Raw genomic sequence first — 15331 nt, 5'->3', positions numbered from 1 at the left:
CGGTGCTAACGATAATTTCCCTTGAAGCAAGCGCACTAACGCTCGGCATGCCTCGGTCTGCCATACGTCTTGAACCTTTCCAGAACCTCTTCCATTTGCACGTCCGACAGAAGCGGCGGCGGACCCAGCTGACAGGCGAGCAGGTACTGCCTTGCCAGCACTTCCACTTCGTGCGCGAGCCACAGGGCGCGCGCGAGATCGTCACCCAGGGCGACTACGCCATGATGCGCAAGCAGGCACGCACGCCGGTCCTGCAATGCCTTGAGCGCATGATCGGAGAGCAACTGCGTGCCAAAGAGCGCATAGGGCGCGCAGCGAATCGAATCGCCGCCCGCTGCCGCAACCATGTAATGCAGCGCCGGAATATCGCGTCCATGTATTGCCATAGCAGTGGCCGCGGTCGAATGCGTATGCACGACCGCATGCATCTCGTGCCGCGCGCGAAGAATGTCGCGATGAATGCGCCATTCAGACGACGGGCGCTTTACATGCAGCACCTCGGCGTCGTCGTCCACGTCGAGCGGTAACCAGACGATGCCTTCTTCGCGCAACTCGCGAGCCGGCACGCCGCTCGGCGTAATCAGAAAACCCTCGCCCAGACGCGCGCTCACGTTCCCGGAGGTGCCCTGGTTGATGCCGAGCCGCTCCATCTCGAGCGAGGTCTCGACGATGCCCCGGCGCAGCGCGCGTTCCTGCGCCGCCTTCATGCCGCGTTCCCCGCCGCCGGAAAGAACTGGCCGAGCGACCGTTCGAACGGCGCCTTCGCGATGCCGCGTTCAGTGATGAAACCGGTGACGAGTTCGTGCGGCGTTACATCGAATGCGGGATTGCGAGCCTTGATGCCGTGCGGCGCCGTGCGCTGCCCCGCGAAATGCGTAACCTCTTCGTCGCACCGCTCCTCGATCTCGATCTGCGCGCCGGTCGGCGTGCGAAAGTCGAGTGTCGACGACGGGCAGGCCACGTAGAACGGTATGCCGTAATGCTTCGCTGCAATGGCAACCCCGAGCGTGCCGATCTTGTTGGCGAAGTCCCCATTGGCCGCCACGCGATCGGTGCCGACGATCACTACATCGACGAGCCCTTGGGACATGATCGAAGCGGCTGCGCTGTCCATGATCAGCGTCACGTCGACGCCTGCCTGTTGCAATTCGAATGCAGTCAGCCGCGCGCCCTGCAGCAGCGGCCGCGTTTCGTCCGCGAATACCTTGAACGCTATGCCCTCGCGATGCGCTGCGTAAATCGGTGCCGTGGCGGTGCCAAGGCCAGTGGTCGCAAGTGCGCCGGCGTTGCAGTGGGTGAGCACGCCGCAGCCCTGCTTGATGAGCGGCATGCCGTGGCGGCCGATGCCTTCGCACAGCGTCTGGTCTTCCGCATGAATCTGCCGGGCTTCTTCGACTAGCGCCTCGTAAAGCGCAGTCGAATCGCTCGCGCCACACGTGTGCGCACGTTGCAGCATGCGTCCGAGACTCCAGCTGAGATTCACAGCTGTGGGACGTGCCGTATTGAGCCAACGCGCCCGCCGTTCGAGTTCCGCCCGGAATTGGGCGAGCGGCAATGCGCGCGCATCCCGAACGGCCACACATAAGCCATACGCTGCTGCAACCCCGATGGCGGGCGCGCCGCGCACGCGCAGTTCGTGAATGGCCCGCCATACGGCGGCTGCATCGGCGACATGCTCCACCACGACCTCATGCGGCAGGCGGGTCTGATCGAGCAGCAGAAGAGCGTCGTCGCGCCATTCGATCGTAGGGGCCAGTGCGGGGAACAGGGACTGCGCAACCATGAAAGCTCCGTGTGCGTTAAACGTGTGTGTGCGTCTCGCGCCGAATCTCGCGCGCAAGCATGGCGACCTGCTCGATATCGGTCAGCGCGTCGCGTTCCACGAGCAAGGCTTCGGCACAACGCAGACACCGCACTTCGATCCGTGCCCGTGCCTGCGCATCCGGTATGCGTGTGATTTCCGCGACCTTCGCCATGCCCACGATGCGTCGAATCATCTTGCAGCCCGCAAAGCCGAGCGTATCGGCAAGCAGGCGGCGCATGAAATGCGCGCGATAGCCTTCGACTGCGCGCGAGTCGGTCTGTCCGCCGATGAAGCGGCGTTCGCTGCGGCTTTCGTGATCGCGCCAGAGCGCGACGAACTGCTCGCTAAAGCCATTCCATATACCGATCGCCTGCGCGAGCAGCCATTCCTCGTAAGGCGCCGGGTCTCGCCCGTCAGCACGGCCATGCCAGTCGCGGGAAAAATAGGCCAGCAGCAGATTGGCCAGCAAGGCGCCGATGTCGAAGCTCATCGGCCCGTAAAACGCAAACTCCGGATCGATGACAAACGTTTCTTCCTCGTTGACCATGATGGAGCCGGTATGCAGGTCGCCATGCAGCAACGTCTCCGCGCGATTCATAAATGCCCATTTCATGTCGCCTGCGGCAATACGCAATGCTTCGTTCGTTCTCAGGCGCTCGAGCACGGATAACGGCAGTGCTGGGCTATACACATTGGACGGATGGTCTTCGAAGGGAAAAGTGAATACGAGATCTTCGGTAATCCTGCACAACTCGACATTGACGGCCGCGCTCATAGCCTGCTTCTTGATATCCGGCGCCAGAAAGAGATCGGAGCCGTAAAAAAGCGTATGCGCAAGATAAGTGGACAGATGCGCAGCAAGCTTCGGATAGGTTATGCCGTTAATGAGGCCTTGCCGCAGGATGCAATGCGAGGCAAGCCTTTGCATGACCATCAGGAAACGCTTGCTGTCGGCGTGATACACCTTCGGCACGTGCTGTGGGCAGAGCGCGCCGAAGCGGCGCAGTGCTGCGACTTCGTGCTCCATGCGCTGGCACGACAGAGGCCACGTCTTGCCGACGAGCCGCAGAAAAGGCGGCGCCTGTTTGACCACGACGCTGCGCTGCGGCGCCTTCGCATTCGTTACGAAGTACACGTAATTCAGATTGCCGTCGCCCACTTCGGCTACGTCCAGATCGTCAGGCTCGCCAAGCAGCGCGCGCACCTTGGGAATGGCGCCGAGATACGCTGCCAGCTCACCTGCGGTAAAGGCTTCAAACTCCATCGGTGCCTCCTCCGATGTTGCTTCCGGCGCCCATCGACCTGGACACGTCTTTAGCGACGCTTGCGCACCAGATCGAACTTGAAGATGCTCGTGTTGTAGTAGTCGTTGCTATAGCAAAGCGGCTCGCCGCTCTGATCGAAATCTACTTCGTCCAGCAGGAGAAACATGCCGAATCCGTCGCCCAGTTCCGGCAGATCGCGCGGCGTGAGGATGGTCGGCTGTATCGATGTGTGCGTATGCGATAAGCGCCGTCCTGTGCGCGCGAACATGCCAAAGAGCGATTCGCCTAATTCACCTTGAGCTTCATCGAAAAGCGTTTTCGGGATCGTGTCGATGCAGTAAGCGGCAATTGCATCGTCGGCACGCCTCACCCGTTCGATGCGGATGCATGTTTCGCCGGGCGCGATCCCAAGCTTTTCGGCAAGACTCTCCGACGCCGCAATGCTGTCCATCTGAATACGGCTCGTGGAAGGCACCGCGCCAACGCTCCTGATCATGTCGGTCACAGACATCAGATCATCCAGACCGCCTTGCAGCTTCAGCGAAATTTGTCTGATGAAGGTGCCGCGTCCCTGCACGCGTGAGAGGAGCCCATGCGAGATCATCTGCGCCACGGCCTCGCGCAAACTCGAACGGCCAACGCCGAGCAGCTCGCAGAGCTCCAATTCCGTGGGAATCTGATCACCAGGCTTGAGCTTGCGCTCACGAATCATGGTCAACAGCGACTCCTGGATCTTGTCGCTCATCGATCGCTCTACGCTTAGGCGCATGTTGCTCTCTCGCTCGTCACTGGACCAAATATACATCAGACATCTGATGATTTTGTAGGGAATTTCCCTTGGTTTCGTTTCGCGCCGAGCGCGGTTCGCGGGTAGCGCCGCGCGTCGCTCGCGCAACATGCCATTGCCCTCGACCCTGTCGTCGTTGGCTTTGCGACGCGCTGCGTTGCGCAAAAACGGTTTTCCGCAGCCAGCTCTCGCGAACATTTCTGGCGCGTTGTCTTCAGCGCCTTTCGAGGCTCCGTGTGTAGAATGAATCGGACCAAAGCAGCGTTATTACAAACGCCTGATAAGGCGCCAAAGTTCGCAAGGCAACTTTAAGGAGACGGCAATGTGGTTTGTCGGCAAGAGCGAATTGCTCTCTTTGATCCAGTGTCATTGCCTCGACGAGGTGATGCCCGCCTTCAGCGACCATCGCACGTTACGCAAGAACACCGTTATCTATAGGCCGGATGAATCGAGCGAGCATGTGTACCTGCTCAAGAGCGGCAGCGTAAGGCTTTATCGCCTCACCGAAGACGGCCAGGAAATCACACTTGCCTTCGTCAAGGCTGGCATGATTTTCGGCGATGGCGATGTTCTCAATGAGGACAACTACTCCCATCACGCACAGGCGCTCACGCCGAGCATGGTCTGCTATATCCGTAAAGCGGATTTCAAGGAACTGCTTGCGCGCTACGACGTCATCAACCAGTTCGTGCTGCGCAACCACTATCTGCGCTGGCAGGAAGCACAGCAATTGATTGAGAATCTCTCGTTACACGACGTGAGAAAGCGGCTCGTCAACATACTCGTCATGTTCTCGGGGCAAGTGGGCACGCCCTTCGATCATCCGGAGCATGGCGATACTGTTTTGATCGACTTGCCGATCGCACAGGACAAGCTCGCGGAATTCATCGGCACGTCGCGCGAATCGGTCAACCGGCACTTTAGCGACCTCAAGTCAGAAGGCTTCGTCGACATGCATGAGCGCAAAATCGTGCTGACACCCGCCTTCGTCACGCGGTACATCACCAAAGCGCCGGCCTTTGCTGCACTGCCCGCGAATCCGGCTCCACGCGAGTTCAGAGCGCCGCTAATGCGCGCTTGACCGAAGCTACGCCGCTTTGAGGACTCGACAGTACCGGCACTGAGAGCGAGCCGAGCGACGGCACGAGGCGCGCCATCGAGACTTGCGCGAGCACGATCACATCCACCTGATCGGCAAGTTCGACAATCGTGCGCTTGAGGATCTCGTCGTGCTTCGCGGCGTCGCCCGCAAGCAGCGCTTCGAATGCACCTGGCGCGATGGATTCCGTCACCTGAATCTCGATGCGGCGCTCGGCGGCTTTTTTGCGGATCAGACGCACCGTCGGCTCGAGCGTCGTGGACACAGTTGCGAGAACGCCGATCCGCGGTCCAAGCGCGCAGGCCTCCTCGGCCATCGCTTCGTCAACCTTGACGATTGGCGTGCGGATCATGCTGCGCAAGAGGTCGGTTGCCTCGCCCACCGACGAACACGCATTGAGAATGATGTCCGCGCCGAGCGCTTCGGCGTTCGCCATATAGCTATATAAACGGCGTGTCACTTCGGGCGTCAGGCGGCCCGCCGAACGCACATCGGTCAGCAGGCTGTCGTCGACGATATTGACGACACGCGCATCGGCCAACTGCTCGGCGAACTGCGCCTTGAGGGGATCGACCGTGACTGGGCCGGTGTGTATAACGACGATCGTGGTCATATTCGTATCCATTACTTCGTTTGATGGTTATCAAGCGGTGGCGAGCGCCATCACTTTTTCCTGCGAAGCTTGCGCCCTGCTCAATTCCCCGCTGACGCGTCCTTCCCGCACAGTCAAGATGCGATCGCTGACGGCGAGCACTTCGAGAAGATCCGAAGAGATGACGATCACGCCAATGCCCTCTGCCGCGAGCCGCGCAATGAGCGCGTGCACCTCCGCTTTCGCGCCTACGTCGATGCCGCGTGTCGGTTCATCGACGATGAGCACTTTCGGGCTGCGCGCGACCCACTTGGCGATCACGATCTTTTGCTGATTGCCGCCGCTCAGGTTGACGACCTTCTGCTCGACGCCCGGCGTTTTGATTCCCAGCATACGGACGAACCGCCGACAGCTCTCACGTTCTCGCGCATGCTGCACGAACTGGAACGGCGAATAGCGCTCCAGATGAGTAAGGCTGAAATTCTCGCGCACAGTCATGCCGAGTATGAGCCCCTGGGCCTTGCGGTCTTCGGTAACGAAACCTATGCCCGACCTGATCGCATCGTGCGGATTGCGGATCGACACCGGCTTGCCTTCTACCTTGACCGATCCCGTGCACGCACGCATTCCGAAGATCATTTCCATTATCTCGGTGCGGCCCGAACCGACAAGCCCGGCGATCCCGAGCACTTCGCCACGATGCAGCGTAAAGCTTATATCGCGGATGCGAGGCTCTGCCTTCCTGACCGGCTTGAGCGACAGCGCTCGCACTTCGAGCACGGGATCGCGGCTCGCATGAGACTGCGGCTCGCCGTAGAGTTCGCTCAACTCGCGGGCCACCATCAGGCGCACAAGCGTCTCGCGCGTCATGTCGGCAATGGGCGCGGTGCCGACCGTGCGTCCGTCGCGTAGTACCGTCACGCGATCTGCGAGTTCGAAAATCTCTTCGAGCCGATGCGAGATATAGACCACCGCAATGTTTCTTTCGCGCAAGCGCTTGACGATGCCCAGCAAAACGCTGGTTTCGTGATGACTGAGCGATGCTGTCGGCTCGTCCATGATAATGGCCTTGGACCGCGCGCAGAGGGCCTTGGCGATCTCGATCATCTGCTGCTGGCCGACACTCAATTCACTCACGCGCGTAGCCGGATCGATATCCATGTCGATGGTGGCCAGCACTTCGCGCGCCTCGCGATACATGCGCGGACGATCGATCAGTCCGAGCCGTGTACGCGGTTCTCTCGCCAGAAAAATGTTCTCACCCACAGTGAGATTGCCGACAACCGCAAGCTCCTGATAAATGATGTTCACGCCAAGTGCGCGAGCGTGATGGCTGTCGGCGAGTGCAACTTCCTGCCCTTCGACAAGAATAGTGCCGCCGGCATCGGGCGCGTAAATGCCGGTCAGTATCTTCATCAGCGTACTTTTGCCCGCGCCGTTTTCTCCGGCAAGCGCGAGCACTTCGCCCGCGCGTATTTCCAGATTCACGCGGTCGAGCGCCTTGACGCCAGGGAAAGTTCTGGAGATGTTACGCATCTCCAGAAAAGGCACGCCTGTCACGTGGCTCATCACTTCGTGTAGCTGGTCATATTGTCTTTCGTGACAACGGTCACGCCGGTGTCGATGTCCTTTGGCTGCGCTTCCTGGCCCTGGATCTGCGCAACAAGGTGTTCGACAGCAAGCGAGCCCATTGTCACCGGACGCTGAACCATGATGCCCTGGATATAGCCTTCCTTGAGCCCCTTAAGCGTGTCGGGAAGATCGTCGAAGGCAAGCACTTCGAGCTTGCCCTTCATCGTGCCGAACTCCTTCGTGTTGAGCACCTTCGCGACCGCCGGCCCGCCCACCTGGCTCACGCCGAAGATGCCTTTGAGTTGCGGATGCGCACGCAGCGTGGTTTCGACCACAGAGACGCCGCGGGCCAGATCGTCGTCGGTGCCTTGCGTCTCGACAATCTTGATGCCCGGATCTTTCGCCAGCCCTTTCTTGATGCCGGCGATACGCTCGTTCAGATTGACCGCGCCCAGTTGGCCCGTAATGATCGCCACTTCGCCTTGACCATTGAGCGCCTTGCCCATCGTCTCCGCCATGGTCGCGCCCGCCTGTTCGTTGTTGGTGCCGATATACATGGAGCGTCCGCTTCTGGGCGAATCCGAGTCATACGTCAGCACCCTGATGCCGCTTTGCTCTGCGCGCTTCATCACGCTTTCGACCGACTTCGGCTCGTTCACCGATATCGCAATGCCATCCACATGCCTCGAAATCAGGTCCTCGATAATCTGTACCTGCGTGGAACCCTGCGTGTTTTGCGGCACCACCCATTGATATTTCACACCGGCTTTGTCGGCCGCCGTCTTTGCCCCTTTGTTGCAGTCGTCGAAGAACGGCACCGCGACCTTGGGAATAACAGCGACGGAAATATCTTTTGCGTCTTTGGCGTGAGCCGTTGCGCCAACCGATGCGGCTAGTGCGACCAGGGCGCTCGCGGTGAATCGTTGCGTGAGTTTCATGCATGTCTCCTGATGTTATGGTTGCAGCGTTCAGTGTTCCTAGCGTTCCTTGCGACGCACGCGCCAGATGTCGATGCTGACGGCAATGAGAATTACGCAGCCGGTGATGGCCTGCTGCGCATAGGTATCGATGTTGAGCAGCACGACGCCATTCGTAATGATTCCCGCGAGAGCCGCGCCGATGATCGCGCCCTCCACGCTGCCCGCCCCGCCCGACAGACTCGCGCCGCCGATGGCCGCCGCCGCGATGACATCGAGTTCCGCACCGAAGCCAGAAGCCGGCTCGGCCGACACGAAGCGCGAGAACGCAATGACGCCTGCCATCGATGCGATCAGGCCGGATAGCACATAGACCGTGAATTTCACGCGCGCGGTGCGCACGCCGGATAAGCGCGCGGCCACTTCATTGCCGCCAGTCGCGTACACGTAGCGGCCAAAGCGCGTCTGTCGCATGACGACGGAGAAGACGGCCGTCATGGCCAGAAGAATGACGACCGGAAAAGGCACGAATCCAATGTAACCCTGGCCGATGAATGTGAAGCTGTCGGGAACGTCGGGCGTGACGGGCACGCCTTTGGTGATGATGTACATGAGGCCGCGCCCGATCGACAGCGTGCCAAGCGTCGCAATGAAAGGCGGCAACTGTATCCACGTGATCATGAAGCCATTGAATGCGCCGACCGCGATTCCCACGGCGAGCCCCGCCCCAATGGCCGCCGGCGCGTTGTAACCATGCTGGAAGACGAGCGCGGTAACGAGCGACGACAGGCCCATGACCGATCCAACCGAGAGGTCGATGCCGCCCGTAATGATCACGAGCATCATGCCGATCGACATGAGCGCAATCAACGAAAACGAGCGGAACACGCCCATCAGGTTGTTGGTCGTGAGGAAGTACGGCGAGAAAACGCTGATCAGCAGTCCAACGAGCAGCAGCACCGAGAGCACGTTCAGCTCGCGTATGCGCAAACACGCCCTGATCCAGTCAGCGGCACGCCCGGACGGGGGTTCCTTCTTCGACGATATTGCAGTCACCGATCGCTCCTCCTTTACAGGCTCGGAACAGATCATAGGAGCGCGGACATGCGGAAATCTGTGACGCGCGTCATAGATTCGTATCGGGATTGACCCGTAGATTGTCTGCAGATAGCGCGATGAATGCCCACATGCCTATGACGGGCGTCACAGCATCGCGCAGGGTGTGGCGTTACGATGCGTCTGGTGTCGTCAGCGGCGCATTGCCGTCGGGTGGCTTGATGAACTGCAAAGGAGACAAGGCATGACCAAGCGAGTGATTGTGACGGGCGGCAGCGGACTTGCCGGCAAATGGGTAGTAGAAGATCTGGTGGCGCACGGCTACGAAGTACTCAATCTGGACCGCGTGCCAATGGCCAAAGGCACCGCGCGGACTCTGATCACCGACATTACCGATGCGGGACAGGTGTTCAATGCACTTTCGTCGACGACCACGGCAAAAGAATTCGACGACGACATCGAGCCCAAGCCGATTGACGCCGTCGTGCATTTCGCCGCCATTCCGCGCATTCTCGTCACCACGGACAACGAGGTGTTCCGTATCAATGTGATGGGCACCTACAACGTGCTGGACGCGGCTGCAAAGCTCGGCATCAGGAAGGTCATCGTCGCTTCGAGCGAGACGACCTACGGCGTGGTGTTCGCGCACCGGCATCGCGACCCGGCGTACTTCCCGCTCGATGAAGAGTATCCCGTCGACCCGATGGACAGCTACGCCACGTCGAAAGTCATTAATGAAGTGACAGCAAAGGCGTTTCATGCGCGCACGGGCGCGGATATTTACTGCTTGCGCATCGGCAATGTACTCGACCCGGTGGACTACCAGAAATTCCCGACCTGGCTCAAGGACCCCGCCTTGAGAAAGCGCATTGCATGGAGCTATATCGACGGCCGCGATCTGGCAACGGCCTGCCGTCTCGGCATCGAAAAGGATGGACTGGGCTTCACGGTGATGAATGTAGCCGCAGACGACGTCTCCTCCGACCGGCCGGTCGCGGAATTGCTGAAGACTTACTACCCGAATGTGCCGGTGAAAAAACCGCTCGGTGAATTCGAGACCTTGCTGAGTAATGAAAAGCTCAAGCGTTTGCTTGGGTGGAAGCAGGCTTACCGGTGGCGCGAGCAGGTGTCCGGACAGTCGTAGGCGACTCACAGTCTCGCAAAGTCCCAGGTGCGCCTGATAACGACATCAGGCGCACTTTCCAAAGAAGCCGACGACCTGTCTGACCGCCGAGGTCTCCCAGACGCACGTGATTGCGCCTGATCGCTGCTTCGCATCCGCCAGCCCATCGATCCCACTTCGTCCTTCCGCATCGACACAATCAGACCGGCGAGTTGCGTTAGCACCCCACTGCGATTCAGCGTTGGCATAAAACCAGCGATGGCAGCGCACGCCAATTCAGCGAAATGAGGCTAGAACAAAGGCCTATTCGCGATGAATACTCGCGCCTATCACCACTAGAATTCCATCTCATACCTGCTTCACGCACCGTCACACATTCGTTACCTGTCGGAACGCTTTCTCACATCGGATTTCCGGTTAATTCAGCATGACACGGCTCGCACGTCATTACGTTCCAGATCAACCGCAACACGTTATTTTGCAGGGGCTCACGGGGCCCGCATTCCTGGACGAAGGAGATTACCTGTACTTCCTCGCCTGCCTGGCAGACGCAGCGCGCGTCGCCGACCTGGCAGTCCACGCCTGGGTCCTGATGCCAGGTGCGGTGCAATTTCTGGTCACGCCGTCATATGAGTCGAGCGTGGCCATGGCGATGCAGGCGGTGGGCCGCCGCTATGTCGAGACCTTTAATCGACGCCACGGACGACGCGGCACGATGTGGCGTGGCGGGTACCGGGCAACCGTGATCGAGCCGGATCGATATTTTCTGCTGGCGAGCCAGATCATCGATCATGCGCCGGTGCGAGGCAACCTTGTAGACGAGCCGGGAAAATACCGGTGGTCGAGCTACTCGCACCATATCGGGCTGCGTGTCGATAGCTTTATCAAGGATCACCCGCTTTATCGCGCGCTCGGCAACACGCCGTTCGAGCGTCACGAGGCTTATCGGGATCTGGGCGCACAGTCCCCTGATCAACTCGAAGTCGAAAAACTGATGCAGTCCACGCTGAATGGCTGGGTGCTCGGCAGCGCCGAGTATTGCGAGTGGGCCGCGCGCACAGCCAACCGGCGTTTGATGCCACTGCTGCTGCGGGACCGGCCGCCCAGGACTCGCACGACACGCGCCTTCGCGCACGCCGGCTAAACAGTAGAAAAACAGGCAGGCACACCCTGCCTGTTTGAGCGAGCTACGTCACGTCGGCATTTTCTATCCGCGCGGTCGGTGAACCGCGAACCGGGTACCGGCTCGCGCTTGCCGATATCGAATCGCGGCGCGCACAACTCACATCCGATTCTGGCGGCGGCAGGCGTGCAATATTTCGTTGACTGCAAATGCCCCTCTCACGTTCTGGACATTTTGCAAGATACACACGTGATAAGACTTCTCGCGCGGCAAAAGCAGTGCACCGTTTACGTACAGTGCCTGGCACGAATTTCTGATGACACGTGCCGCGTAACTGCTCTGGCTATTCGCTAAAGAATTCAGAATGCATTGGTCGTATTCCACATTCTCACCGCCAAGCGCGAAGGCTGATAACGGTGCGGCGAGCGTCAAAGGAACGAGCAGGTAAGCCAGTTTGTGCATGGACGTGCGACAGCCAAAAACTTGACGATGGCAATCGTAGCACGTCGCGTTTAATTGCAAAGGCGCACTCCATTCACCGCGCATTGCAGTGCCACGAGAACTAGTCCCCGTAATTCAACTCACATCATTTCGGGGCTGTTCAGTTTCGTTCCGTCGGAAAAGCGCGTCAGTCTGTAGGGGGCCATGTCGAACTGCGGCGCCTCGTCCATTACCAGCCGGCTCGCCAGTAAGCCCGCGCCGGGCCCTAGCCCGAAGCCGTGACCGCTAAAGCCGGAGGCGATCACAAGACCCGGTTTCGCATCGACCTTCGAGATGATCGGGACAAGATCCGGCGTCGTGTCGATTGCGCCCGCCCATGCGTGAGCGATCCGCAAGCCCGACAACTCGGGAAACACGCGGGCCACATTGCGCAGGCCGCGTTCGAGCCATTCGCTATCGACACGCGGGTCCAGTATCCGTGTCCGTTCAAATGGCGAGATGTCATCGTCGCGCCACGTCGCGTTCGCCTCTGGTCCGTGGAAGAAGCTGGCACCGACGCGAACCTTGAGTTTCTTCTTCAGCTTGCTGCGGAACATGGTGCGGAACTTCACCGAATGCCGCAGGTTTTGCGGCGCGAGTTCGACCCGTCCATAGCCGGGGACCGCGATGGTGTAGCCGCCGTCCAACCTCCGCCTCAACGCGAAGTCAGGTCCGGAGAAGCAGCCTTCGACGACCGCCGGTGCCTCAGCGGTGCGCAACGCCGTTCCGATTACGTTAATGGCAGGCAGATCGATACCATGATGCTGGCAGAACAACGCGCTCCAGGCGCCTCCGGCAAGCACAACGGTGTCGGCAGCGAGCCGGCCGCGCTCCGTCCAGATGCCGCCGACGCGTCCTGCACTCATGTCCAGACTGCGTACTGCGCAGTTCTGGAAGACCCTGGCGCCAAGCCGTTGCGCCCCGCGTGCAATTGCAGGCGCGGCTTTCGACGGCTCGGCGCGGCCGTCCGTGACCGACCACAGACCGCCAGCCCACCTTGCACGTCCGGACGGAATGCGCGCCGCCAGTTCTCGCGCACTGAGGATCTCACTGTTGAAACCGATCTCGCGTGCGCGCGCAATCCACGACTCCCATTGCGCGACGTCCGATTGAAGCTCCGTGCCATACAAAATGCCAGCCCTGCGAAAGCCAATGTCCTCGCCGAGTTCTCCGCTTAGTTCCTCCCAGCGCCTGAGGCTTTGCATGGCGAGCGGCAACTCATAGAGGTCGCGGTTTTGCTGACGCACCCAACCCCAATTGCGCCCCGACTGCTCGCCGCCAATAACGCCCTTTTCGAGCAGAACCACCTGGACACCGCGCCGCGCCAGTTCATACGCGGTGCTGACGCCGACGATGCCGCCGCCTATCACCGCGACATCGCATCGATCGGGGAAACTTTCGCTATTCGTGACTTCGTCGATCCTTAACATTTCACAGCCGCCGGTTGCCGCTTCCTGGTGAACTGCAGTGGTGAGTTCGGGAATGCGTACAAGAGCGCGCATCACCGTTTCGCCATCCGCAGAAAGTGGCTACGATTCTCCTATCTTCCATCGCTTCGCTGATAGGACGATCCTCTTGCCTCTGCGCGGGAGACGACGATCCACCGCATCCTGAATGTTTTGGTGTGAAACTCGAAGCGTCATGGCGTGGATGGCCGCTCGGTGTCGTACAGGCGGTCCGGGATAAACAGCGCCGTGACGCCGCTCAGAAAGAAAACCGCACCCACGACAAGAAAGCCGAAGCCGATGGAGAACTGCGTGGCGAGGTAGCCGATAACAATAGGCGCTGCGCCCGCGCAGAACCGGCCAACATTATAGGAACCGCCAACAGCAGTGCCGCGGATCGAAGTGGCGAAGCTCTCGGACATGAAAGTGCCGATCGTGCCGAGCGGAACACCATATAGAAAGCCGAAAAAGAGCATCAGCGCAGCAATGTTCTCCCGCGTATGCCAGAAGATGATGACCGGCAAGAAGAGCGCGGCGCCCGCGCAACCCAGCACGTATACGCCGCGCCGGCTCCAACGGTCGCCCAGCCAGCCGGCGAAGATCTTGCCGATGAAGGCGACCACGTAGGTGCCGATCATGTAGCCGGTCAGTGAACTGAACTTGATATGCAGTTCTCTTTCGAGGTACGTGGGTAGCCAGTTGTTCAAACCATAAAAGCCGGAAAGAATGAAAACAGAGGCGAGAGTCCACAGGATGAACAGCGTGCGCGTCTGTCGGGTGCGGAAAATCACGGCGTAGCGGCCGTCGCGCAATCGCGCTCCACTCTGGCCATGAGTGCCGCTTTCGTTCTGGCTATTGCGGTCGGCTGCACGGCTTGCCCGCCAGCTGGTCGGCTCGGGCACGGCAAATTTGATCGCGAGCGCAAAAACCACGGGAACCGCCGACACGTAATACAGCGTGCGCCAGCCATAGTGCAGCAAGATCCAGCTGCTCAGCGCGATCACCACAATATAGCCGGCCGAAATGGCGGTCTGCAACGCGCCGAGAATCAACGAACGTCTTTCGGTGGGCACGTATTCGGCAACCAGCGTGGTGACGAGCACCATGCAGCCGATTCCCAACGAACCGATGAAGCGAACAATCGCGAACTGCAGAAAGCTGTGAGTGAGCCCGAGCAGTCCCGCGCCGAGCGAGAAGAGCGTCAGCGCCCATACGACCACCCTCACCCGGCCCACACGGTCGCTCAGCCAGCCGCCCAGTATCCCGCCCGCGGCCATGCCTACCAACGTCAAACTTCCCAACGCTCCTGCCTGCACATTGCTGAGCCCGAAATCGTCCTTGATTCGCGTGAGGGTCAGGCCGTACATCATCACGTCGGCGCCATCGGCCATTAGCGCGAGATAGGAAAGGACGAAGACCAGCAGCCAACGGCCTTGCGATTCCGCGCTTTGCGTTGCCGTTGCCGTTGCCGTCGCCGTTGCCGTTGCCGTAGCGCGGGGAGTTGTAGTCATGTCAGAGAGAACCCGAACTGACGGCGGATACCGTATTGCCCGCGATCAGAGCGGGAGCGAGGAACGAACCGATCAGCAAGCCAAGCGCTTCGTGCCGCTCGGTGTACCACCCTTCCCGGTGTGTGAGGTTCATCGTGCCGATGCACACGCCGTTGTACGCGATAGGGATATTCAATATCGATCCGAGGCCCATGCCGGTCATCACCGTGTGGTCGTCGAACGCTTCGAGAATGCCTTGCGGCGTTTCTGCGCGAAATGGCTCAAGGTCATGCAGAACCTGTCTGGCCCACGCGGTGCCGCGTTTTTTCTTGCGCCCGCCAACTGGGTACACGTCTGGCATGTTCGTATAAGCGCGCTCGACTTCCTCGCGCCCGGCGTCGTAAGACATGATCGTGAGCAGGCGGAAGCCGATCACGCTTGCCGCCACCTCATGAACCGCACGGAAAAGCGCCACCGGCTGACCGTTGAGCCGCATGGCCCTGGCGAGATGTTCCAGATGGGAAATGTCCAGCGTTTGCGGGACGGGCGGCGTAGTCACGATGCTGTTGGCTTGCATG

General features: G+C 60.0%; 15 protein-coding genes. 3 read left to right on the top strand and 12 right to left on the bottom strand.

Annotation, left to right across the window (positions count from 1 at the left end; all coding sequences use genetic code 11):
• Positions 1-35 precede the first annotated feature (35 nt).
• From ACTJLB_RS25450 to ACTJLB_RS25435, 4 genes are read right to left on the bottom strand one after another with little or no spacing between them, the layout of a single operon-like run.
• Positions 36-707 carry a class II aldolase/adducin family protein gene (locus tag ACTJLB_RS25450; RefSeq protein WP_440784870.1) on the bottom strand — a complete coding sequence of 224 codons (672 nt, stop codon included), beginning with the start codon at positions 705-707 and terminating at the stop codon, positions 36-38.
• On the bottom strand, positions 704-1783 hold the full coding sequence (mtnA, locus tag ACTJLB_RS25445) for an S-methyl-5-thioribose-1-phosphate isomerase (RefSeq protein ID WP_440784869.1): 1080 nt from the start codon (positions 1781-1783) through the stop codon (positions 704-706). Before mtnA ends, ACTJLB_RS25450 begins: the two co-directional genes overlap by 4 nt.
• Positions 1784-1799: 16 nt before the next feature.
• The gene (gene mtnK / locus ACTJLB_RS25440; protein WP_440784868.1) at positions 1800-3068 is read right to left on the bottom strand and encodes an S-methyl-5-thioribose kinase; all 1269 of its coding nucleotides are present in this window, start codon (positions 3066-3068) and stop codon (positions 1800-1802) included.
• A 50-nt stretch (positions 3069-3118) separates the two neighbouring features.
• Positions 3119-3814, bottom strand: a complete 696-nt coding sequence (locus ACTJLB_RS25435) for a GntR family transcriptional regulator (RefSeq protein WP_227471287.1) — start codon at positions 3812-3814, stop codon at positions 3119-3121.
• A 364-nt stretch (positions 3815-4178) separates the two neighbouring features.
• Here ACTJLB_RS25435 and ACTJLB_RS25430 point away from each other — a divergent pair, with 364 nt between their 5' ends.
• Positions 4179-4937: a Crp/Fnr family transcriptional regulator gene (locus tag ACTJLB_RS25430; RefSeq protein ID WP_088176379.1), complete on the top strand. Its 759-nt coding sequence runs from the start codon at positions 4179-4181 to the stop codon at positions 4935-4937.
• On the opposite strand, the gene ACTJLB_RS25425 is transcribed toward ACTJLB_RS25430, so the two are convergent.
• The 4 genes from ACTJLB_RS25425 to ACTJLB_RS25410 are packed head-to-tail and all read right to left on the bottom strand — an operon-like array spanning position 4912 to position 9092.
• On the bottom strand, positions 4912-5568 hold the full coding sequence (locus ACTJLB_RS25425; RefSeq protein WP_440784867.1) for an aspartate/glutamate racemase family protein: 657 nt from the start codon (positions 5566-5568) through the stop codon (positions 4912-4914). The genes ACTJLB_RS25430 and ACTJLB_RS25425 overlap by 26 nt on opposite strands.
• A 30-nt stretch (positions 5569-5598) precedes the next feature.
• Positions 5599-7116, bottom strand: coding sequence for a sugar ABC transporter ATP-binding protein (locus tag ACTJLB_RS25420; protein WP_440784866.1), 1518 nt, complete (start codon positions 7114-7116; stop codon positions 5599-5601).
• Positions 7116-8057: a sugar-binding protein gene (locus tag ACTJLB_RS25415; RefSeq protein ID WP_440784864.1), complete on the bottom strand. Its 942-nt coding sequence runs from the start codon at positions 8055-8057 to the stop codon at positions 7116-7118. Before ACTJLB_RS25415 ends, ACTJLB_RS25420 begins: the two co-directional genes overlap by 1 nt.
• A 39-nt stretch (positions 8058-8096) precedes the next feature.
• Positions 8097-9092, bottom strand: coding sequence for an ABC transporter permease (locus ACTJLB_RS25410; RefSeq protein WP_020067744.1), 996 nt, complete (start codon positions 9090-9092; stop codon positions 8097-8099).
• A 244-nt stretch (positions 9093-9336) separates the two neighbouring features.
• On the opposite strand from ACTJLB_RS25410, the gene ACTJLB_RS25405 reads away from it, so the two are divergent.
• Complete coding sequence (locus ACTJLB_RS25405; protein WP_131315574.1) at positions 9337-10236, top strand: NAD-dependent epimerase/dehydratase family protein; 900 nt, start codon at positions 9337-9339, stop codon at positions 10234-10236.
• A gap of 406 nt (positions 10237-10642) precedes the next feature.
• Entirely contained in the window at positions 10643-11359 is a 717-nt protein-coding gene (locus ACTJLB_RS25400) for a transposase (RefSeq protein ID WP_088176376.1), read from the top strand.
• A 138-nt stretch (positions 11360-11497) separates the two neighbouring features.
• Here ACTJLB_RS25400 and ACTJLB_RS25395 read toward each other — a convergent pair whose 3' ends face one another.
• The 4 genes from ACTJLB_RS25395 to ACTJLB_RS25380 all read right to left on the bottom strand — a co-directional run bounded on the left by ACTJLB_RS25395 (position 11498) and on the right by ACTJLB_RS25380 (position 15330).
• Entirely contained in the window at positions 11498-11800 is a 303-nt protein-coding gene (locus tag ACTJLB_RS25395; RefSeq protein WP_408165186.1) for a VF_A0006 family four-cysteine protein, read from the bottom strand.
• 119 nt (positions 11801-11919) lie between these two features.
• A complete protein-coding gene (locus ACTJLB_RS25390; RefSeq protein WP_440784953.1) occupies positions 11920-13248 on the bottom strand; it encodes an NAD(P)/FAD-dependent oxidoreductase in 1329 nt (442 codons plus the stop codon).
• 209 nt (positions 13249-13457) lie between these two features.
• Positions 13458-14774: an MFS transporter gene (locus ACTJLB_RS25385; protein WP_440784863.1), complete on the bottom strand. Its 1317-nt coding sequence runs from the start codon at positions 14772-14774 to the stop codon at positions 13458-13460.
• Between the two features lies 1 nt (position 14775).
• Positions 14776-15330, bottom strand: a complete 555-nt coding sequence (locus ACTJLB_RS25380) for a GAF domain-containing protein (RefSeq protein WP_440784862.1) — start codon at positions 15328-15330, stop codon at positions 14776-14778.
• Position 15331: the final 1 nt, after the last annotated feature.

The sequence above is a fragment of the Paraburkholderia sp. 22098 genome, from assembly GCF_052045935.1.
Taxonomy (GTDB): Bacteria; Pseudomonadota; Gammaproteobacteria; order Burkholderiales; family Burkholderiaceae; genus Paraburkholderia; species Paraburkholderia caledonica.
This window is presented reverse-complemented; position numbering and strand designations above follow the sequence as displayed.